General features: G+C 39.0%; 14 protein-coding genes. 1 reads left to right on the top strand and 13 read right to left on the bottom strand.

Annotated features, from left to right (window positions below):
• Nucleotides 1-244: 244 nt before the first annotated feature.
• From rnr to rpoN, 11 genes are all read right to left on the bottom strand, one after another.
• Nucleotides 245-2572 (bottom strand): ribonuclease R, encoded by a 2328-nt coding sequence (rnr, locus tag BK574_RS20820; protein WP_078429941.1) that lies wholly within the window; start codon nucleotides 2570-2572, stop codon nucleotides 245-247.
• A 25-nt stretch (nucleotides 2573-2597) separates the two neighbouring features.
• Nucleotides 2598-3347: an alpha/beta hydrolase gene (locus BK574_RS20815; protein WP_078429940.1), complete on the bottom strand. Its 750-nt coding sequence runs from the start codon at nucleotides 3345-3347 to the stop codon at nucleotides 2598-2600.
• A gap of 672 nt (nucleotides 3348-4019) precedes the next feature.
• A complete protein-coding gene (secG, locus tag BK574_RS20810) occupies nucleotides 4020-4244 on the bottom strand; it encodes a preprotein translocase subunit SecG (protein WP_420797000.1) in 225 nt (74 codons plus the stop codon).
• A gap of 820 nt (nucleotides 4245-5064) precedes the next feature.
• On the bottom strand, nucleotides 5065-6348 hold the full coding sequence (gene eno, locus BK574_RS20805; protein WP_078429939.1) for a phosphopyruvate hydratase: 1284 nt from the start codon (nucleotides 6346-6348) through the stop codon (nucleotides 5065-5067).
• 135 nt (nucleotides 6349-6483) lie between these two features.
• Entirely contained in the window at nucleotides 6484-8016 is a 1533-nt protein-coding gene (gene gpmI / locus BK574_RS20800; protein WP_078429938.1) for a 2,3-bisphosphoglycerate-independent phosphoglycerate mutase, read from the bottom strand.
• A complete protein-coding gene (gene tpiA, locus BK574_RS20795; RefSeq protein WP_078429937.1) occupies nucleotides 8013-8768 on the bottom strand; it encodes a triose-phosphate isomerase in 756 nt (251 codons plus the stop codon). The genes gpmI and tpiA overlap by 4 nt, the downstream gene beginning before the upstream one ends.
• Before the next feature lie 19 nt (nucleotides 8769-8787).
• The gene (locus tag BK574_RS20790; protein ID WP_078429936.1) at nucleotides 8788-9972 is read right to left on the bottom strand and encodes a phosphoglycerate kinase; all 1185 of its coding nucleotides are present in this window, start codon (nucleotides 9970-9972) and stop codon (nucleotides 8788-8790) included.
• 110 nt (nucleotides 9973-10082) lie between these two features.
• On the bottom strand, nucleotides 10083-11090 hold the full coding sequence (gene gap / locus BK574_RS20785) for a type I glyceraldehyde-3-phosphate dehydrogenase (protein ID WP_078429935.1): 1008 nt from the start codon (nucleotides 11088-11090) through the stop codon (nucleotides 10083-10085).
• An 83-nt stretch (nucleotides 11091-11173) separates the two neighbouring features.
• Nucleotides 11174-12211, bottom strand: a complete 1038-nt coding sequence (locus tag BK574_RS20780) for a sugar-binding transcriptional regulator (RefSeq protein ID WP_078429934.1) — start codon at nucleotides 12209-12211, stop codon at nucleotides 11174-11176.
• 146 nt (nucleotides 12212-12357) lie between these two features.
• Nucleotides 12358-12615, bottom strand: coding sequence for a glutaredoxin family protein (locus tag BK574_RS20775; RefSeq protein WP_078429933.1), 258 nt, complete (start codon nucleotides 12613-12615; stop codon nucleotides 12358-12360).
• Between the two features lie 11 nt (nucleotides 12616-12626).
• Nucleotides 12627-13970 carry an RNA polymerase factor sigma-54 gene (gene rpoN, locus BK574_RS20770; RefSeq protein WP_075386992.1) on the bottom strand — a complete coding sequence of 448 codons (1344 nt, stop codon included), beginning with the start codon at nucleotides 13968-13970 and terminating at the stop codon, nucleotides 12627-12629.
• Between the two features lie 361 nt (nucleotides 13971-14331).
• Between rpoN and clpP the strand changes: the two genes are divergently transcribed.
• On the top strand, nucleotides 14332-14928 hold the full coding sequence (clpP, locus tag BK574_RS20765) for an ATP-dependent Clp endopeptidase proteolytic subunit ClpP (RefSeq protein ID WP_274379181.1): 597 nt from the start codon (nucleotides 14332-14334) through the stop codon (nucleotides 14926-14928).
• A gap of 733 nt (nucleotides 14929-15661) precedes the next feature.
• On the opposite strand, the gene BK574_RS20760 is transcribed toward clpP, so the two are convergent.
• Both BK574_RS20760 and whiA read right to left on the bottom strand, forming a co-directional pair.
• On the bottom strand, nucleotides 15662-15919 hold the full coding sequence (locus BK574_RS20760; RefSeq protein ID WP_075386990.1) for an HPr family phosphocarrier protein: 258 nt from the start codon (nucleotides 15917-15919) through the stop codon (nucleotides 15662-15664).
• Nucleotides 15920-16017: 98 nt separating this feature from the next.
• Nucleotides 16018-16974 (bottom strand): DNA-binding protein WhiA, encoded by a 957-nt coding sequence (gene whiA / locus BK574_RS20755; protein WP_238458063.1) that lies wholly within the window; start codon nucleotides 16972-16974, stop codon nucleotides 16018-16020.
• Between the last annotated feature and the right edge of the window lie 14 nt (nucleotides 16975-16988).

The raw sequence follows: 16988 nt of genomic DNA, 5'->3' as shown, positions 1-16988 counted from the left end.
GCTTTATAGTTAACAAGCACCCATAATCCATGCAGTGACAGCAGCTAAAAAGCAACTTGCTGGCCAGTTGACGCTTTGTCTTGGAACTTCGCTTATCGGCAAACTCAGGTCTATTTTAAAGAAAAATCGTTATTTGAAGAGATAAGCGAACTCACTCACTCCAACTATATGCACGCCAATCTAAAAAGACGGCAAACATCATTGCCGTCTCCTTACTTAAACTCCCCAAGTAAACAACTCTCGGTTAACGTTTTTTCTTTTTACCTTTGTTTCGTTTATTCTTAGGGGCATTTTCATAAAAGCCTTTTTTCTTACGTTTGCCTTTATTTTTCTTGTCTTTGTCTTGTCCAGTTTGTCCTTCTTTTCCACCACCAGCTTTTTTGCCGCGTTTCGGTCCAACGATAACTTGAGGTGAAACTTTTCGGTCTCGTTTCTTCGGTTCTTTCATACCCACAATTTCAAAATCAATCGATGATTCTTCAACATTGACGTTTATACAACGAACTTCAAGCTCATCCCCAATACGGAACACATTACCTGTGCGTTCACCAATCATAGCATACGCGCGCTCGTCATAACTATAATAGTCATCGGTTAAATAGCTCACATGAACAAGACCTTCGATTGTATTTTCAAGCTCAACGAAGATACCAAAGTTCGTCACACCACTAATCATTCCCGTGAATGTCTCACCAATTTTATCTTCCATATATTGTGCTTTTTTCACTTCGTCCGTTTCACGTTCAGCATCGACCGAGCGACGTTCCATTTCCGATGAATGTTTCGCAATTTCATCCAAACGGTTTTTCCAATGACTTTGCGTCTTTTCATCCGTCTTGCCTTCGACTAAGTATGTGCGAATCAGTCGATGCACAATTAAGTCAGGATAACGACGAATTGGTGATGTGAAATGCGTGTAAAACTCTGTAGAAAGCCCAAAGTGACCTAAGCTTTCAGGGTTATACTTTGCCTGTTGCATCGAACGAAGCATTACGGTACTAATGACCGTTTCCTCAGGCTCGCCGCGAACCGCTTCAAGAAGTTGCTGCAAAGCGCGTGGATGAATTGAATTTGCCGTACCACGTACAACATATCCGAAGTTCGTAATAAATTCTAAAAATTTATTAAGTTTATCTTCTTTCGGATCATCGTGAATACGGTAAATAAACGGAACCTTTAACCAATGAAAATGTTCGGCAATCGTTTCATTTGCCGCTAACATAAATTCTTCAATTAACCGCTCTGCTACGGACCGTTCGCGGATGACAACGTCTGTTGGCTTGCCTTCCTCATCTACTAATACTTTCGCCTCTTTAAAATCGAAATCAATCGCACCACGTTCAAAACGTTTTTTACGAAGGATGTTAGCTAATTCGCCCATTTGTTTAAAAAACGGAATGAGCGGCTCAAAGCGCTGAAGTACTTCTTCGTCTTCATCTTGTAAAATTTTTCTCACTTCAGTATACGTCATCCGTTCTGTCGTTCGAATGACACTTTGGAAAATATCATGAGCGATCACTTGTCCGTCTGGAGTAATTTCCATTTCACAAGATAAAGTTAAGCGATCGACTTTTGGATTTAAACTACAAATCCCATTCGATAGACGATGCGGGATCATTGGAATAACGCGGTCTACTAAATAAACACTCGTACCACGCTCTTCGGCTTCCACATCAATAGGCGATCCTTCTTTCACGTAATAACTGACGTCAGCAATATGAACGCCTAGCAAATAGTTTCCGTTTTCTAATTTTTCAACGTTAACTGCATCATCTAAGTCCTTTGCATCGGCACCATCAATCGTTACAATGGTTTTATCACGCAGGTCGCGGCGATTTTTTATTTCTTCAGGATCAATTTCGTCAGGAACACCCTCCGCTTGATTTAGGACATCCTGCGGAAACTCTTGCGGTAATCCATGTTTGTGAATAATGGATAAAATATCAATTCCAGGGTCGTTTTTATGCCCTAATATTTCGGTGACTTCCCCTTCAGCACTGTTACGCCCTTCAGGGAATTTAGTAATTTTAACAACAACCTTATGACCTTCTGCTGCTCCTTTTGAAGCGGTCTTTGGTATAAAGATGTTATTCGGAATCCGTTTGTCATCTGCGACAACCATTCCATATTGTTCGTGGTCCATATATGTACCAACGATCTGCTGCATTCCCCGCTCGATAATACGAATAATACTTCCTTCTGGTCTCGTTCCAGTCGATTTCGGGTGCAAACGAACGAGTACCGTGTCTCCATTCATTGCTCCTCCTAAATCGCTTTGCGATACATAAACATCTGTTTCTCCTTGTACCTCTGGAATAATAAAGGCGAAACCTTTCGCATTTCCTTGCACTCTACCTTTGATTAAATTCATTCGTTCAGGAACACCGTAACGATTACTTCGAGTTCTAACGATCAGTCCTTGTTCTTCCATCGTGTTTAAAACTTTAACAAATTCTTTAAATTCACTTGAGTCTTTTAATCCGAATGCCTCTTCTAGCTCGGTAACGGTCAATGGTTTATAAGCCTCTTCCCGCATAAATTCTAAGAGGTGTTGAATTTTTTCTTCAGTCATATTCTTACACTCCTTTCTTTTATTCTTACGATTCAGTCCAGTTTAATTTATTTAAAAACTGTAGGATATCTTCGTGCAATTGTTCCTTTTCCTTGTCTAGCGTAATAACGTGTGTCGAGTTTTCATACCATTTAATTGCTTTCTTATCACTTTCAACGTGCTCATATATAATATTTGCACTATTAGTATCAATCATTTCATCATGACGAGCTTGTACGACCATAACTGGGGCATATATATAGTCTAACTGCTCTCGTACATCATTAATGAGTTGCTGCAAAGCTTTTAATGTTTGCATCGGGGTTTGCTTAAACTCCCTCATCTCTTGCTCAATTTGTTCTTCACTCTTTTGTTCACGACGCTTGTACTCTTTCGCATATTCAAGTACGCCTTCATACATCGCGACTTCCGTTTTTGGATTCATCGGGGCACACATTGGCACGACACCCTTTACCGGTAAAGTGTAGCCGACTTTTAACGAAAATACACCTCCGAGCGAAAGTCCACATACCGCAATTTTTTCATGACCCCGTTCTTTTAGGAAATTGTAGCCTGCTTCAACATCCTGCCACCAATCTTCAGGGCCTGTATGGACGAGCTCTTCGGGAGGGACCCCATGTCCTTTATATAAAGGAGCATGACACGTGTATCCCTGTTCTTGCAAATACCTCCCTAACATTCTCACATCCGCCGTATTCCCTGTAAAACCGTGGAGCAACAATACCGCTCGCTTTCCACCTTCAAATGTAAATGGTTTTGGAGCAACTATTTTCATACGTTCGTACCTACCTTTTCATTTCACAGACCTCAATCTATTCTTTAGTTTCACCTGAAGTTGCGTTCTCTATTAAAAGTGAAGGGAAAAATTCGTAGCCGAATCTTCCCAAATTCATACATTCATTTTCACCGTGACATAAAGTGAAACTTCAATCAGTGGGGGTTTTCTTTCATCCCCCACTGATTGTTAGTTGGGGCCCACACGAGGTGGGTCACACAGACGTTGCCACAGGACGTGGCGAACTTAGTCTGTGTTCACTACTTGTTACTGGCGCTTATCTCCCACTTAGCCTTTCTTGTTGCCCTCAAAGCCTTGAAGTGGGAGTCTTAGCGCCAGTTAAACGGGATAAATACTACTTTCGAATAAAGAATAGTATTGCAGTATACACGATTAATAATCGCCAAAAATGATCATCCTCTAAAATGACTTTTTTAAAGCGTATTATGGCAAAACCAAAACATTTCTAGATTGGTCTATTTTTCCAGTTTAAAATTTTATAATAAAAACCCGACAAAGTTGCCGAGTTTTCTCAACGAATTGAAAAGTACGATCTCGCACTGTAAACAGTGAAAATCGTAGTCCTTTCTTATACTTTATACTTGATTGAATGGTTCCCTTCTTAAAGTATAAAGAAAAGCAGTGAAGATTGCTTCAGCTGCTTTTGGATTATTACATAAAGTATGCTACCGCAATAGTTAAAACAAAAAACAATACTGCAAGGACGACTGTTGCACGTGCAAGAACTGCATCGATACCGCGAGCTTTTTGTTTCCCTAATAGTTGTTCTGCACCACCAGAAATTGCTCCAGAAAGACCTGCACTCTTACCCGCTTGCAATAAAACAACAGCAATTAGGGCGATTGAAACAATAATTAATAAGACGAACATTAACATTTGCACTGAATGATCCACCTCCAAGCACAGTATGCGCTTATACTAATTTATCATAAAAGCAATACTTGTGGCAACTACTTCTCAATAGCATTATACCCACATTTATTTAATGAACAATTAAATTTGTCGATATGTCGATAGTTACCCTCATTATATTTCACTACTACCTAGTCACCCATGGTTACTTCATAGTGACCGCTTTGGCTTTTTCTCTTCGTGGTCGGTCACCATGACGCTTTCATAGTTACCGCTTTGGCTTTTTCTCTTTGGGTTCGGTCACTATGACGCTTTCTTAGTTACCGCTTTGGCTTTTTATCTTTGGGTTTGGTCACTATAACGCTCTCATAGTTACCGCTTTGACTTTTCCTCTTCGTGTTCGGTCACCATGATGCTTTCATAGTTACCGCTTTGGCTTTTTCTCTTTGGGTTCGGTCACTATGACGCTTTCATAGTTACCGCTTTGGCTTTTTTTCTTCGGGTTCGGTCACTATGACGCTTTCATAGTTACCGCTTTGGCTTTTTCTCTTTGGGTTCGGTCACTATGACGCTTTCTTAGTGACTGCTATTGCTTTTTTTCTTCGTGTTCGGTCACCATGATGCTTTCATAGTTACCGCTTTTGCTTTTTTTCTTCGGGTTCGGTCACTATGACGCTTTCTTAGTTACCGCTTTGACCTTTTCTCTTTGGGTTCGGTCACTATAACGCTCTCATAGTGACCGCTTTTGCTTTTTTAATCTTAAATTGATGAACAAACTTAGCTCCTTTTCTTATCCATGTAAAAAGAGGCTGAATTCAAAGTCTCAGCCTCTTTAATAAATTCATTATTTATTTAAGTTATAAAATGCTTTTTTCCCACCATATTTAGCAACGTTTGCTAAATCATCTTCAATGCGAAGAAGTTGATTGTACTTGGCCACACGGTCAGTACGGGAAGGAGCACCTGTTTTAATTTGTCCAGCATTCGTTGCTACGGCAATATCAGCGATCGTGCTGTCTTCTGTTTCACCCGAACGGTGAGAGATTACCGCTGTGTAGCCTGCACGTTTTGCCATTTCAATTGCATCAAACGTTTCCGTTAATGTACCGATTTGGTTTACTTTGATAAGGATCGAGTTACCTACACCTTTTTCGATTCCTTCAGAAAGCTTTTCAGTATTGGTAACGAATAAATCGTCACCCACTAACTGAACTTTTTCTCCAAGTGTATCCGTAAGTTTCTTCCATCCATCCCAATCGTTTTCATCTAAACCGTCTTCGATAGAGATGATTGGGTATTTACCAACAAGGTCGCTATAGAAATCGATCATTTCTTCAGATGTTTTTACAACACCTTCACCATCAAGGTGATATTTGCCGTCTCTATATAACTCTGAAGCAGCAACGTCAAGCGCTAGAACGACTTCTTCACCTGGCTTATAACCCGCTTTTTCGATCGCTTCAAGGATGGTTTGTAGAGCTTCTTCGTTTGAAGAAAGGTTCGGTGCAAATCCACCTTCGTCACCAACCGCTGTGTTTAAGCCTTTTCCTTTTAAAACAGATTTTAAATTATGAAAAATTTCAGTTCCCATGCGAAGTCCGTCTTTAAACGTTTCTGCACCGATTGGCATTACCATAAATTCTTGAATATCAACGTTGTTATCTGCATGCTCGCCACCGTTTAAAATGTTCATCATCGGTACTGGTAACGTTTTTCCGTTGAAACCGCCTAAGTACATATATAGCGGCATACCAAGAGCTTCTGCAGCTGCACGTGCAACAGCCATCGAAACACCTAAAATCGCATTCGCACCTAGTTTTCCTTTGTTGCTTGAACCATCAAGCTCGATCATATGTTGGTCGATGCCAAGTTGGTCTAAAGCATCCCAGCCAATAAGTTCAGGAGCAATCTCTTCGTTTACGTGCTCAACCGCTTTTTGTACCCCTTTACCCATGAAACGGTCGCCACCGTCACGAAGTTCTACCGCTTCATACTCACCAGTAGACGCTCCACTTGGTACTAAAGCGCGACCCATTGCACCAGATTCTAAATATACTTCTACTTCAACTGTTGGATTTCCACGAGAGTCTAGAACTTCACGTGCATAAACATCAGTAATCATTGTCATTTTATCGTCATCTCCTCGTTTTTAACAATAATAATTTCCAGTTTTGTATCCATTTCTAGGATGTCCGTTAATGCCTATTCATCATTCGTGATTAAACATTAAAACCCTCTAACAAACATAAAAATGTAACAAAATTTACTTAATTAATGTTTTTCCTGTCATTTCTTTCGGTTGTTCCGCACCCAGTATGTGAAGAAGTGTCGGAGAAAGATCAGCTAAAATCCCATCTTCTCGTAACTCCACGTCTTTTTTTGTCACGATCACAGGTACTGGGTTGGTAGTGTGTGCTGTCATTGGCCCACCATCTAAAGTAATGACTTCATCGGCATTTCCATGGTCCGCTGTAATAATCGCATGTCCGCCCTTTTTAGTAATCGCATCGACGATTTTGCCTAAGCACTCATCGACTACTTCAATCGCTTTAACTGTCGGCTCTAACATACCCGAATGTCCTACCATATCAGGATTGGCGAAGTTTAAAATAATCGCATCATGCTTGTCCGCTTCAACTTCTTGTAGGAGAGCATCTGTTACTTCGTACGCACTCATTTCTGGTTGTAAATCGTATGTAGCTACTTTCGGTGAGTCAATTAGAATTCGTTCCTCACCAGTGAATGGTTCTTCTCTGCCACCACTAAAAAAGAACGTTACATGCGGATATTTCTCCGTTTCTGCAATTCGAAGTTGCTTATATCCTTGTTGTGAAAGCACTTCACCTAAAGTATTATCTAGGTTCGTCGGTTGGAACGCGACGAAACCTTGTACCGTTTCACTAAAATGCGTTAAACATACGTAATGAAGGTTTTTCGGGAATGCATTTCCACGATCAAACCCTCTGAAATCTTCATTTGTAAAAACTTGAGACATTTGAATTGCACGATCTGGTCGAAAGTTAAAGAAAATAATCGCATCATTATCTTCAATCGTTCCAGTCGGTTGATTATTTTCATCCATAATGACAGATGGCAAGACAAATTCATCGTGAATTTTATTGTTGTACGAGTCTTCTAATACTTCGAGTGCACTTTGGTAAGAAGGACCTTGACCATATACCATCGCTCGATATGACTTTTCCACTCGTTCCCAACGCTGATCACGATCCATCGCATAATATCTTCCATGAATCGTTGCTATTTTTCCGATACCAAGCTCGTCTATTTTTTCACTAAGCGCACGAACATACACTTCTGCGGTAGTCGGTCCAACATCACGGCCATCTAAAAAACCATGAATGTAAACTCGTTCTAATCCTTTTGTTTTGGCCATCTCAAGTAAGGCAAACAAATGATCAATATGACTATGAACGCCGCCATCGGAAAGAAGTCCGTAAATATGTAAGCTGCTATTTTTTTCTTTCACATGATCCATTGCCTGATTGAATGTTTGATTCTCAAAAAATTCACCTTCACGGATAGACAAATTCACTCTCGTTAAACTTTGATATACAATCCGTCCTGCTCCAATGTTCAAATGGCCAACTTCGGAATTGCCCATTTGCCCTTTAGGCAAACCTACCGCTTCGCCCGATGCTTTTAACGTCGAATGAGGATATGAATCCCAATAGCGATCAAAGTTCGGCTTTTTGGCTTGCGTTACCGCGTTCCCCTTTGTTTCTTCTCTTAAGGCAAACCCATCTAGGATTATCAGTGCCACCGGTTTCTTACTCATTTCCCTGCCTCCAAAAGCTGTAAGAATGAGTCTGCTTCTAAGCTTGCTCCTCCTACTAGTGCGCCGTCAATATCGCTTTGGCCAAGGTATTCTGCAATGTTCGCTGGTTTCACACTACCACCATATTGAATGCGAACAGCATCTGCTATTTCTTGTGAATACATTTCGGCAACTACTTTACGTACATGGGCGCATGTCTCATTTGCTTCTTCTGCTGAAGATGATTTACCTGTTCCAATTGCCCAAATTGGCTCATAGGCGATAACAACTTGATTCACTTGATCTTCTGTAAGGCTAGCAAGCCCTTTTTGTACTTGTTCACCAACGAGTGAATTCGTTTGCCCTGCTTCACGCTGCTCAAGCGTTTCCCCGCAACACATAATTGGTACAAGATTATGGGAGAATGCTGCTTTTACTTTTTGATTGACCGTTTCATCCGTTTCATTAAACATTTCACGGCGCTCGGAGTGACCAATAATCACATAATTTACGCCAACATCAGCCAACGCTACTGGACTAATTTCTCCAGTAAACGCACCACTTTCTTCAAAGTGCATATTTTGTGCTCCAACTTTCAGCTCAGTTCCTTCAACGCTTTTCACAAGAGCATCAAGAAATAGTGCTGGTGCACAAACGACGGAGTCGACTTGTTCACTTGACGGAACGTTTCCTTTCACTTGATCTACAAATTGAAGAGCTCCCCCCATCGTTTTGTTCATTTTCCAGTTTCCTGCAATGATTGGTTTACGCAATATGAACATCCTTTCTTGATTACTTATCGTTTAAAGCGACAACTCCCAGAAGGTCTTTTCCTTCCATAAACTCTAATGATGCGCCACCGCCCGTTGAAATGTGACTCATGCTTTCAGCTAAATCAAATTTTTCAACAGCTGCCGCAGAATCTCCACCACCGATAACCGTGAACGTATCACTCGCATCTGAAAGTGCTACCGCTACAGATTTCGTACCGTTCGCAAATGCATCCCATTCAAATACACCCATTGGGCCATTCCAAATGACTAGTTTTGAATCTAAAATGACTTTGCGATACGTATCGACTGTATTTGGACCGATATCTAGACCTTGCCAATCGGCTGGAATTTCATCGATCGCTACAACTTGTGTTGTTGCATCTTTTGAAAACTCATTCGCTACAACAACATCTTCTGGCATATATAATTTCACGCCTTTTTGTTCAGCTTTTTCGATAAATTGTTTTGCTAAATCGATTTTGTCAGCTTCGAGTAATGATTGGCCAATTTCATAGCCTTTCGCTTTCACGAACGTATACGCTAAGCCACCACCGATAATTAAATTATCGACTTTATCAAGTAAATTATCGATAACTCCAATTTTATCTTTTACTTTTGCTCCACCAATAATGGCCGTAAACGGACGATCAGGATTCGATAGAGCTTTCCCTAACACTTCTAATTCTTTTTCCATTAAAAGCCCTGCAACGGCTGGGATATGATGGGCAATTCCTTCTGTTGAAGCATGAGCACGGTGAGCCGCTCCGAACGCATCGTTTACATAAAGGTCAGCAAGTGCAGCAAATTGCTGAGCTAACTCTGTTGCATTTTTTTCTTCTCCTGCATAAAAGCGAACGTTTTCTAAAAGAAGGACGTCTCCATTTTGCATCGATGAAATAGCTTGTTCCACTTCAGCACCAAATGCCTCATCAGTTTTATTTACTTCCTTTTGCAGTAAATCACTTAGGCGCTTAGCAACTGCATCTAGTCGTAACTCTTCTACGACTTGTCCTTTTGGACGACCAAGGTGGCTCGCTAAGATGACTTTTGCTCCTTGTTCAGCTAGATACTCGATCGTTGGTAATGCCGCACGAATTCTTGTATCATCAGAAACTTGTCCGTTACTCATTGGGACATTAAAATCGACACGACAAAATACTTTCTTTCCTGTTAATTCAACATCGCGAATTGACTTTTTATTCACTTCGTGTGAACCCCCTCAATTTGAATTGAACATTTAGAAAGATTTAGAAAAAGGGAGAAAGAACTGCTGGTGCTTTTCCCCTCCCTTACCAAAACTTTCACTATAGAAGATTATAGTCCTTGTTTTGCCATATATTCAACTAAATCTACAACTCTGTGCGAATATCCTGATTCGTTATCGTACCAAGAAATCACTTTAACCATGTTTCCTTCCATAACCATCGTTGAAAGTGCATCGATGGTTGAAGAATTTGGGTTACCGTTATAGTCACCAGATACTAATGGCTCTTCGCTATAACCAAGGATTCCTTTTAATTCACCTTCTGCAGCTTCTTTAAATGCATTGTTTATTTCTTCAGCTGTTACTTCTTTATCTAATTCTGCTACTAAGTCTACTAATGAAACGTTAGGCGTAGGAACACGCATTGCGCCACCGTTTAATTTCCCTTTAAGCTCAGGTAATACTAGTGCAACAGCTTTTGCAGCACCCGTTGTTGTTGGGATAATATTTTCCGCAGCGGCACGAGCACGACGGTAATCTTTATGTGGTAAATCTAAAATTTGTTGGTCGTTCGTGTACGAGTGAACTGTTGTCATCATTCCACGACGAATACCAAACTTATCATTTAATACTTTAGCAAAAGGCGCTAAGCAGTTTGTCGTACACGATGCGTTTGAAATAACGTGGTGACTCGCTGCATCATATTGATCATGGTTAACACCCATAACCAATGTAATATCTTCATTGTTTGCTGGTGCTGAGATGATTACTTTTTTCGCTCCAGCTTCTATATGTTTCGCTGCATCTTCACGATTTGTGAAACGTCCAGTTGACTCAACAACAACTTCTACACCAAGGTTGCCCCAAGGTAATTGTGCAGGATCACGTTCTGCAATAACTTTAATTTCTTGGCCGTTTACCACTAAGCTTTCACCATTTACGGTTACTTCTGCGTCAATCTTTCCGTGAACTGAGTCGTATTTTAAAAGGTGAGCAAGCATATTAGCATCTGTTAAATCGTTAATCGCTACTACCTCTACATTCGGGTTTTTAAGTGCTGCACGAAATACTAGTCTACCGATACGTCCAAATCCATTAATTCCCACTTTTGTTGCCATTATTATCTTCCTCCTTAGTTATAAAAACTTGCAATAAAATTCCTTTGAAAGCTCACACTTTGTTGCAATGAAGTCCCACGCATTTATAGCGGTTTTATATTATTTATATTTATTATTTTTTTTGCTGCACCTTCATCTGTAATAAGAATGCGGCTTTTGCCGTTTTTTAAGTATGCAGAAATGGCTCCATTTTTTGAAGCGCCACCTGCAATCGCGATCACTTGCTTGTCATGATCTAGATGTTCGAGTTGAAGACCTATTGTACGTTCCCTGTGAATAATATCTCCTAATTGACCAAAATAATAACCAAACGCTTCAGCCACTGCTTTGTTAACAATTAGCTTTTGTAAAAGCTCTTCAGAAGCTCCGCGGCGCTGTGCCATCGATTTTGCCTCACCGATACCGTGGATAACGACTGATGCTGAGGTAATTGTGCCCAACACACTTTGTACAGATGGTTCAGCTATTAAAGACGAGTACGTTTCTTCGCTTAATTGGTCAGGTACGTGTAATAATCGGTACGAAGATCCTGTTTGTCTTGCCATTTGAGCACAAATCGTATTCGCTTGATTTTCCACTTCTTCACCAATTCCGCCTCTTGCTGGTACAAATAATAAATCATCTCTTTGGAAATCTGAACTCATCATTTCAGATACTGCAGCTACTGTCGATCCACCTGTAACAGCCACCGTTGAGTGAAGATCAACATGCTTTTTTAGATAGTGAACGCAAGCACGGCCCATCTCTTTTTTGACCCAATCAAATTGGTCACTATCTCCAGGAACTACGATGACCTTATCAAGTCGAAACTCATGCTCAAGTTGTTGTTCAAGAGCTTTCAATCCTAATAAATCTTTCATCATCCCTTCGAGTTTTAGGAGTAAATCTTTACCTTCACTCGTTAAATTCATTCCTGCACTTCCAACATGTATTAAACGTTGGTCTTTTAGAAAGGTAACCTCACCACGTAATATTCTTTCGCTAATGTCCATATTAGAAGAGAGGCTTCTTCGTCCGATCGGTTCCATCAAACGAATGTACTGGAGTATTCTGTAACGCTTCAACAAAACTTCGAGTAAATCAGGCAAAAGTTTTTGTTGAATGTCAAAAAGATTATTCATCCTTTTTCTCCTTCTGTTGTTATACATTCCCTTTTATAGGGACAGTATATGTCCCTTAGTGACAAAATGTGTCCCGTTTAGGGTAAAAAAAAGATCAAAACCTCTCAACTCCTTTATTGTACCAAGGAAATGATCTTTAATTCAAGTTAATTTTTTTTGGAAACTGAAAGTAAACGGTTTCTTATCTTTTCTTCTGATAAAATTCCATAATCAATGTCTTCTCCATCTACAGAAACGACAGGAATCATCACTTGGTATTTTTCGAGTAACTCATCATCTTTATAAATATCAATCATTTCAATATCAAATGGTACACCTTCTTGGATGATTTTTAAAACCGTTAATCCATTATCACATAAAGAACAATTTTCTTTTGTGTAGAACGTTACTTTTAGTTTATCCATTGCTACCTCCACTATTCGAAACGCTTGCGCTTAGACGATGATTGAATTTTCATCTCATCTCGATATTTAGCGACAGCTCTCCTAGACAGTTCAATTTGATGCTGAGATTTTAAGGCCTCTACAATTTTTTGATCCGATAACGGCTTGCGCTTATCTTCTTTCTCAATTAATGATTTTATCACTTCTTTTGCATGAGATGAAGACGTTTCTCCAGAATTCCCATTCGATAAAGCAGTCGTAAAGAAGTATTTGAGTTCAAAGAGCCCTCGAGGAGATTGCATGTATTTATTAGATGTCACCCGACTAACCGTGGACTCATGGACGTCAATCTCTTCGGCAATTTGCCGTAATGTTAACGGTCTAAGTGCTTCAGGACCTTTATAAAAGAATTCTTTCTGATGCCGGACAATAGCTTCTGTAACTTGGTATAACGTCACTTGACGTTGCTTTATATTTTTTAACAACCATTGAACTTGTTCATATTTCTTTCGAACATATTCATTAGCATCAGAACTTTTATCATGTAATAGAGGCTGATATTGTTTATTTAATTGAATTTTCGGAAGCAAGTCGTCATTGACGAGCACGACTAATTCACCCTCGATTTCCTCAACATTCACATCAGGTTGAATATATTTCGGTAAATCATCCGTATAATTCACACCTGGTCGTGGTTGAAGGGTTTGGATTAAATCATAAACTTGTTGAATTTCTTGAAGTGTTACTGACAATTCCTTCGACAATTCTTTCCAACGTTTTTCAGCTAACAATTTCATGTGATGTTCTACAATAATTTCCGCTAGCTGGTTGCGATCTTTTCTTTTCATTAGTTGCAATAAGAGACATTCTTGTAGGTCTCTTGCACCAACACCAGTCGGTTCCATGTTTTGCAACAACATCAACAATAATTCGCCTTCTTCTTCTGATACCTTTAATTCCTCAGTCATTTTCTCCACAGGTTCACTTAAATATCCGTCATCATTAACATGAAGAATGAAATAACGAAGCGCTTCATAACTAGACTCATTTAGATCTAGAAATTTAGCTTGGTATAGAAGGTGATCATGTAAATTGTAACGATCACTGCTGACAAAATCGAGAGGGGATACTTCTTGTTCCTTGTATCCACTTTCCCATTGTCGATCATCTATATCTTCTCTTTGCTTTTCTTTTCTAGTGACCTCACCTTGAAAGTTATCCTCTAACTCAATGAGTGGATTTTCTAAAGCCTGCTCTTGTATATACTGTGTCAACTCAATCATTGAATACTGCAGGAGTGAGATCGCTTGCCGAAGTTCTTTGGTCATATATAATCCAGTTGTCTGTTGTTGAAAAAGACCAACATCCATTCTCATAACTACTCTCCCCTTATTTGCACATAAAGTTCATCCCTAAACTGTAAGCGCTTTCCTGTTATAGTAAACATTTTAAAAAACGACTCGTATCTACATCTATTTTATAGTCTCTTATTATAGTTTATGAACTGTTTTCGTTTCTGTAAAGAGAAAATGTTAACCAATACGCCAAATAAAGTTTGTTTTTTTTAATTTTCGGCAATGATTAAAGAGGGATGAAAGTAAAAAAGGAGAAATAGTATAGTATAACTGAGTAGTTATTATTTGACCTTTATTGACCATTGAAGTATGATATACATAAGTAAAACAAACTAAAAATAAGGGAAAAAGACTACTTTAATTAATGAATACTAAGGAGGATATGATTATGAATTTAATTCCTACAGTTATCGAACAAACAAACCGTGGTGAGCGTGCTTACGACATTTATTCTCGTTTATTAAAAGACCGTATTATTATGCTAGGAAGCGCAATAGATGATAATGTTGCTAACTCAATCGTAGCACAACTACTTTTCCTACAAGCTGAAGATCCTGAAAAAGATATTTCACTATACATTAACAGTCCAGGTGGTTCTATTACATCAGGTATGGCGATTTACGACACAATGAACTACATTAAACCTCAAGTGTCGACCATTTGTATCGGTATGGCAGCTTCCATGGGTGCGTTCTTACTAGCTGCTGGTCAAAAAGGAAAGCGTTTTGCACTTCCAAATAGTGAAGTCATGATCCATCAACCACTTGGTGGAACTCAAGGGCAAGCATCTGACATTCAAATCCACGCAAAGCGTATCATCGAAATGCGTGAACACTTAAATAAAATTTTGGCAGAACGCACAGGTCAACCATTAGAGGTTATCGCAAAAGACACGGATCGTGATAACTTTATGACAGCTGAAAAAGCTAAAGAATACGGCTTAATTGATACTGTCATCTCAGCATCAAACGCAAAATAATAAATTCACAACTTAACGAATGATGTATAGCAAGCTTCGATACATCATCCTAAGCAAATGAACGAACCCCCTTTCCTCTTTTTGCGGCTAGGGGGTTCGTTTTCGTTGGAAAGGTACATGATTGGAAGAGGATATTGAAGTATGTGTATAGGCGGTTCGGATGCGGGTGCGATGATCAATATCCTTCTAATGGTGATTTTAATCTAAAGCTTTTTATGATGAAATTTTTCCTATTATTGGAATTTTTTTGCGCTATCTTTCCTTTTAGATGAAATTTCTTCCTTTTACTGGTAGTGTCGAGCTCTAATTTTCGTTTTAGATTGAAGCGCTGCTTCCTCTTACTGGAAATGTTTAACGCTAATTTTGCTTTTAGATTAGATTTTTACCTTTTACTGGCAGTTATAAGCTCTAATTTCTGCTTTAGACCGAGATATTTCCTCTTATTGGAATTTTTTTTGCGATATCTTTCCTTTTAGATAAAATTTCTTCCTTTTACTGGTAGTTACGAGCTCTAATTTTCGTTTTAGATCGAATTGCTTCCTCTTACTGGAAATGTTTAACGCTAATTTTGCTTTTAGATTAGATTTTTACCTTTTACTGGCAGTTATAAGCTCTAATTTCTGCTTTAGACCAAAATATTTCCTCTTACTGGAAATATTTTGGTCTATAATACGAAATGGTCTACACAAAAAAAAACTGAGCTGGACCTAGTGTCGTCGCTCAGATTTTTTAGTCAGTCTTCATTTTGTACAAATGCTTCGAGTGCTGCAATTGCTTCTTCTTCGTCTTTTCCGTCAACAATAACATTAATCGCAACGCCTTTACCGATCGCCAAACTCATGATTCCCATAATACTTTTAGCATTAACTTTTTTTGTACCTTTTTCGATAAAAATATTTGAGGAAAAACGGTTTGCCTCTTGGACAAATAGAGCTGCTGGTCTAGCTTGAAGACCTGTTTTCAACTTAACTTCAACTTGTTTTTCAATCAACTGAACTACCTCCTTTTATGTCTAATTATTCATTATCTTTTTGATTTTTCAGTTCTTGTTCAATCAAGATTAAGAAATCGCTAAACCTTAGACTCTAATTAGAATCCTGTTATCTGTTTACCTGAGCGAATTCGATCCGCTAACTCATCTATTTTACGAAGACGATGATTGACTCCCGATTTACTTACCTTTCCGGTGGACACCATTTCTCCTAGCTCTTTTAAAGTCACATCCTGATGCTTGACCCGTAGCTCAGCAATTTCCCTTAACTTCCCTGGTAGATTAACTAAACCAATTTCACGATCCACTAAGCGAATATTTTCTACTTGCCTTAGTGCCGCACCCACTGTTTTATTCAAGTTTGCTGTTTCACAATTGACGAGTCGGTTAACCGAATTTCGCATATCCTTCATAATGCGAACGTCCTCAAAATACAACAAAGCTTGATGGGCTCCAATAATATTTAGGAATTCTGTAATTTTTTCACTTTCTTTGATATACGTAATAAACCCCTTTTTTCGTTCTAATGTTTTTGCATTTAGACCAAAGGAATTCATCAACTCACATAATGATTCATTGTGCTCTTCATACAGTGAAAAAATTTCTAAATGATAGGAGGAAGTTTCAGGATGATTTATTGAACCACCTGCTAGAAATGCTCCCCTTAAATAACCACGACGGCAACAATGTTTCTTTACAATAGCAGAAGAAATTGTGCGTATAAAAGTAAATCCTTCACCTATAATACCTAAATTCTCAAGAGTTTTCCTTGCTTCTTGCGAAATTCTCACTAAATAGACATTATTTTTTTTCAATCGCATTTTTTTTCGTACGAGTAATTCAATATGAGTTTGCGGAAATAACCTTTTTATCAGTGTATAGATTCTTCTCGCAATTGCGGCATTCTCTGTCGTAATATCTAACATCATTTTTTGATTATTAAATGCAAGAGAACCATTCATTCGAATTAGAGCCGTTAACTCAGCTTGTGCACAACATTCATTGCCTTCTAATTGAGTGAGCTCTTTTTTTGTAGTTGCAGCAAATGACGACAACAGTCTCACCCCCA

The sequence above is a fragment of the Alkalihalobacterium alkalinitrilicum genome (genome assembly GCF_002019605.1).
In the GTDB taxonomy this organism is placed as follows: Bacteria; Bacillota; Bacilli; order Bacillales; family Bacillaceae_F; genus Alkalihalobacterium; species Alkalihalobacterium alkalinitrilicum.
Note: the sequence above shows the minus strand (reverse complement) of the source record. Positions and strands in the feature narration are given on the sequence as shown.

What these genes read in the sequence shown, in the direction of transcription:
- gap (WP_078429935.1), bottom strand. Translation starts at nt 11,090, where the DNA reads ATGGCAACAAAAGTGGGAATTAATGGATTTGGACGTATCGGTAGACTA.
- BK574_RS20815 (WP_078429940.1), bottom strand. Translation starts at nt 3,347, where the DNA reads ATGAAAATAGTTGCTCCAAAACCATTTACATTTGAAGGTGGAAAGCGA.
- eno (WP_078429939.1), bottom strand. Translation starts at nt 6,348, where the DNA reads ATGACAATGATTACTGATGTTTATGCACGTGAAGTTCTAGACTCTCGT.
- BK574_RS20775 (WP_078429933.1), bottom strand. Translation starts at nt 12,615, where the DNA reads ATGGATAAACTAAAAGTAACGTTCTACACAAAAGAAAATTGTTCTTTA.
- clpP (WP_274379181.1), top strand. Translation starts at nt 14,332, where the DNA reads ATGATTATGAATTTAATTCCTACAGTTATCGAACAAACAAACCGTGGT.
- BK574_RS20780 (WP_078429934.1), bottom strand. Translation starts at nt 12,211, where the DNA reads ATGAATAATCTTTTTGACATTCAACAAAAACTTTTGCCTGATTTACTC.
- rpoN (WP_075386992.1), bottom strand. Translation starts at nt 13,970, where the DNA reads ATGAGAATGGATGTTGGTCTTTTTCAACAACAGACAACTGGATTATAT.
- gpmI (WP_078429938.1), bottom strand. Translation starts at nt 8,016, where the DNA reads ATGAGTAAGAAACCGGTGGCACTGATAATCCTAGATGGGTTTGCCTTA.
- rnr (WP_078429941.1), bottom strand. Translation starts at nt 2,572, where the DNA reads ATGACTGAAGAAAAAATTCAACACCTCTTAGAATTTATGCGGGAAGAG.
- secG (WP_420797000.1), bottom strand. Translation starts at nt 4,244, where the DNA reads ATGTTAATGTTCGTCTTATTAATTATTGTTTCAATCGCCCTAATTGCT.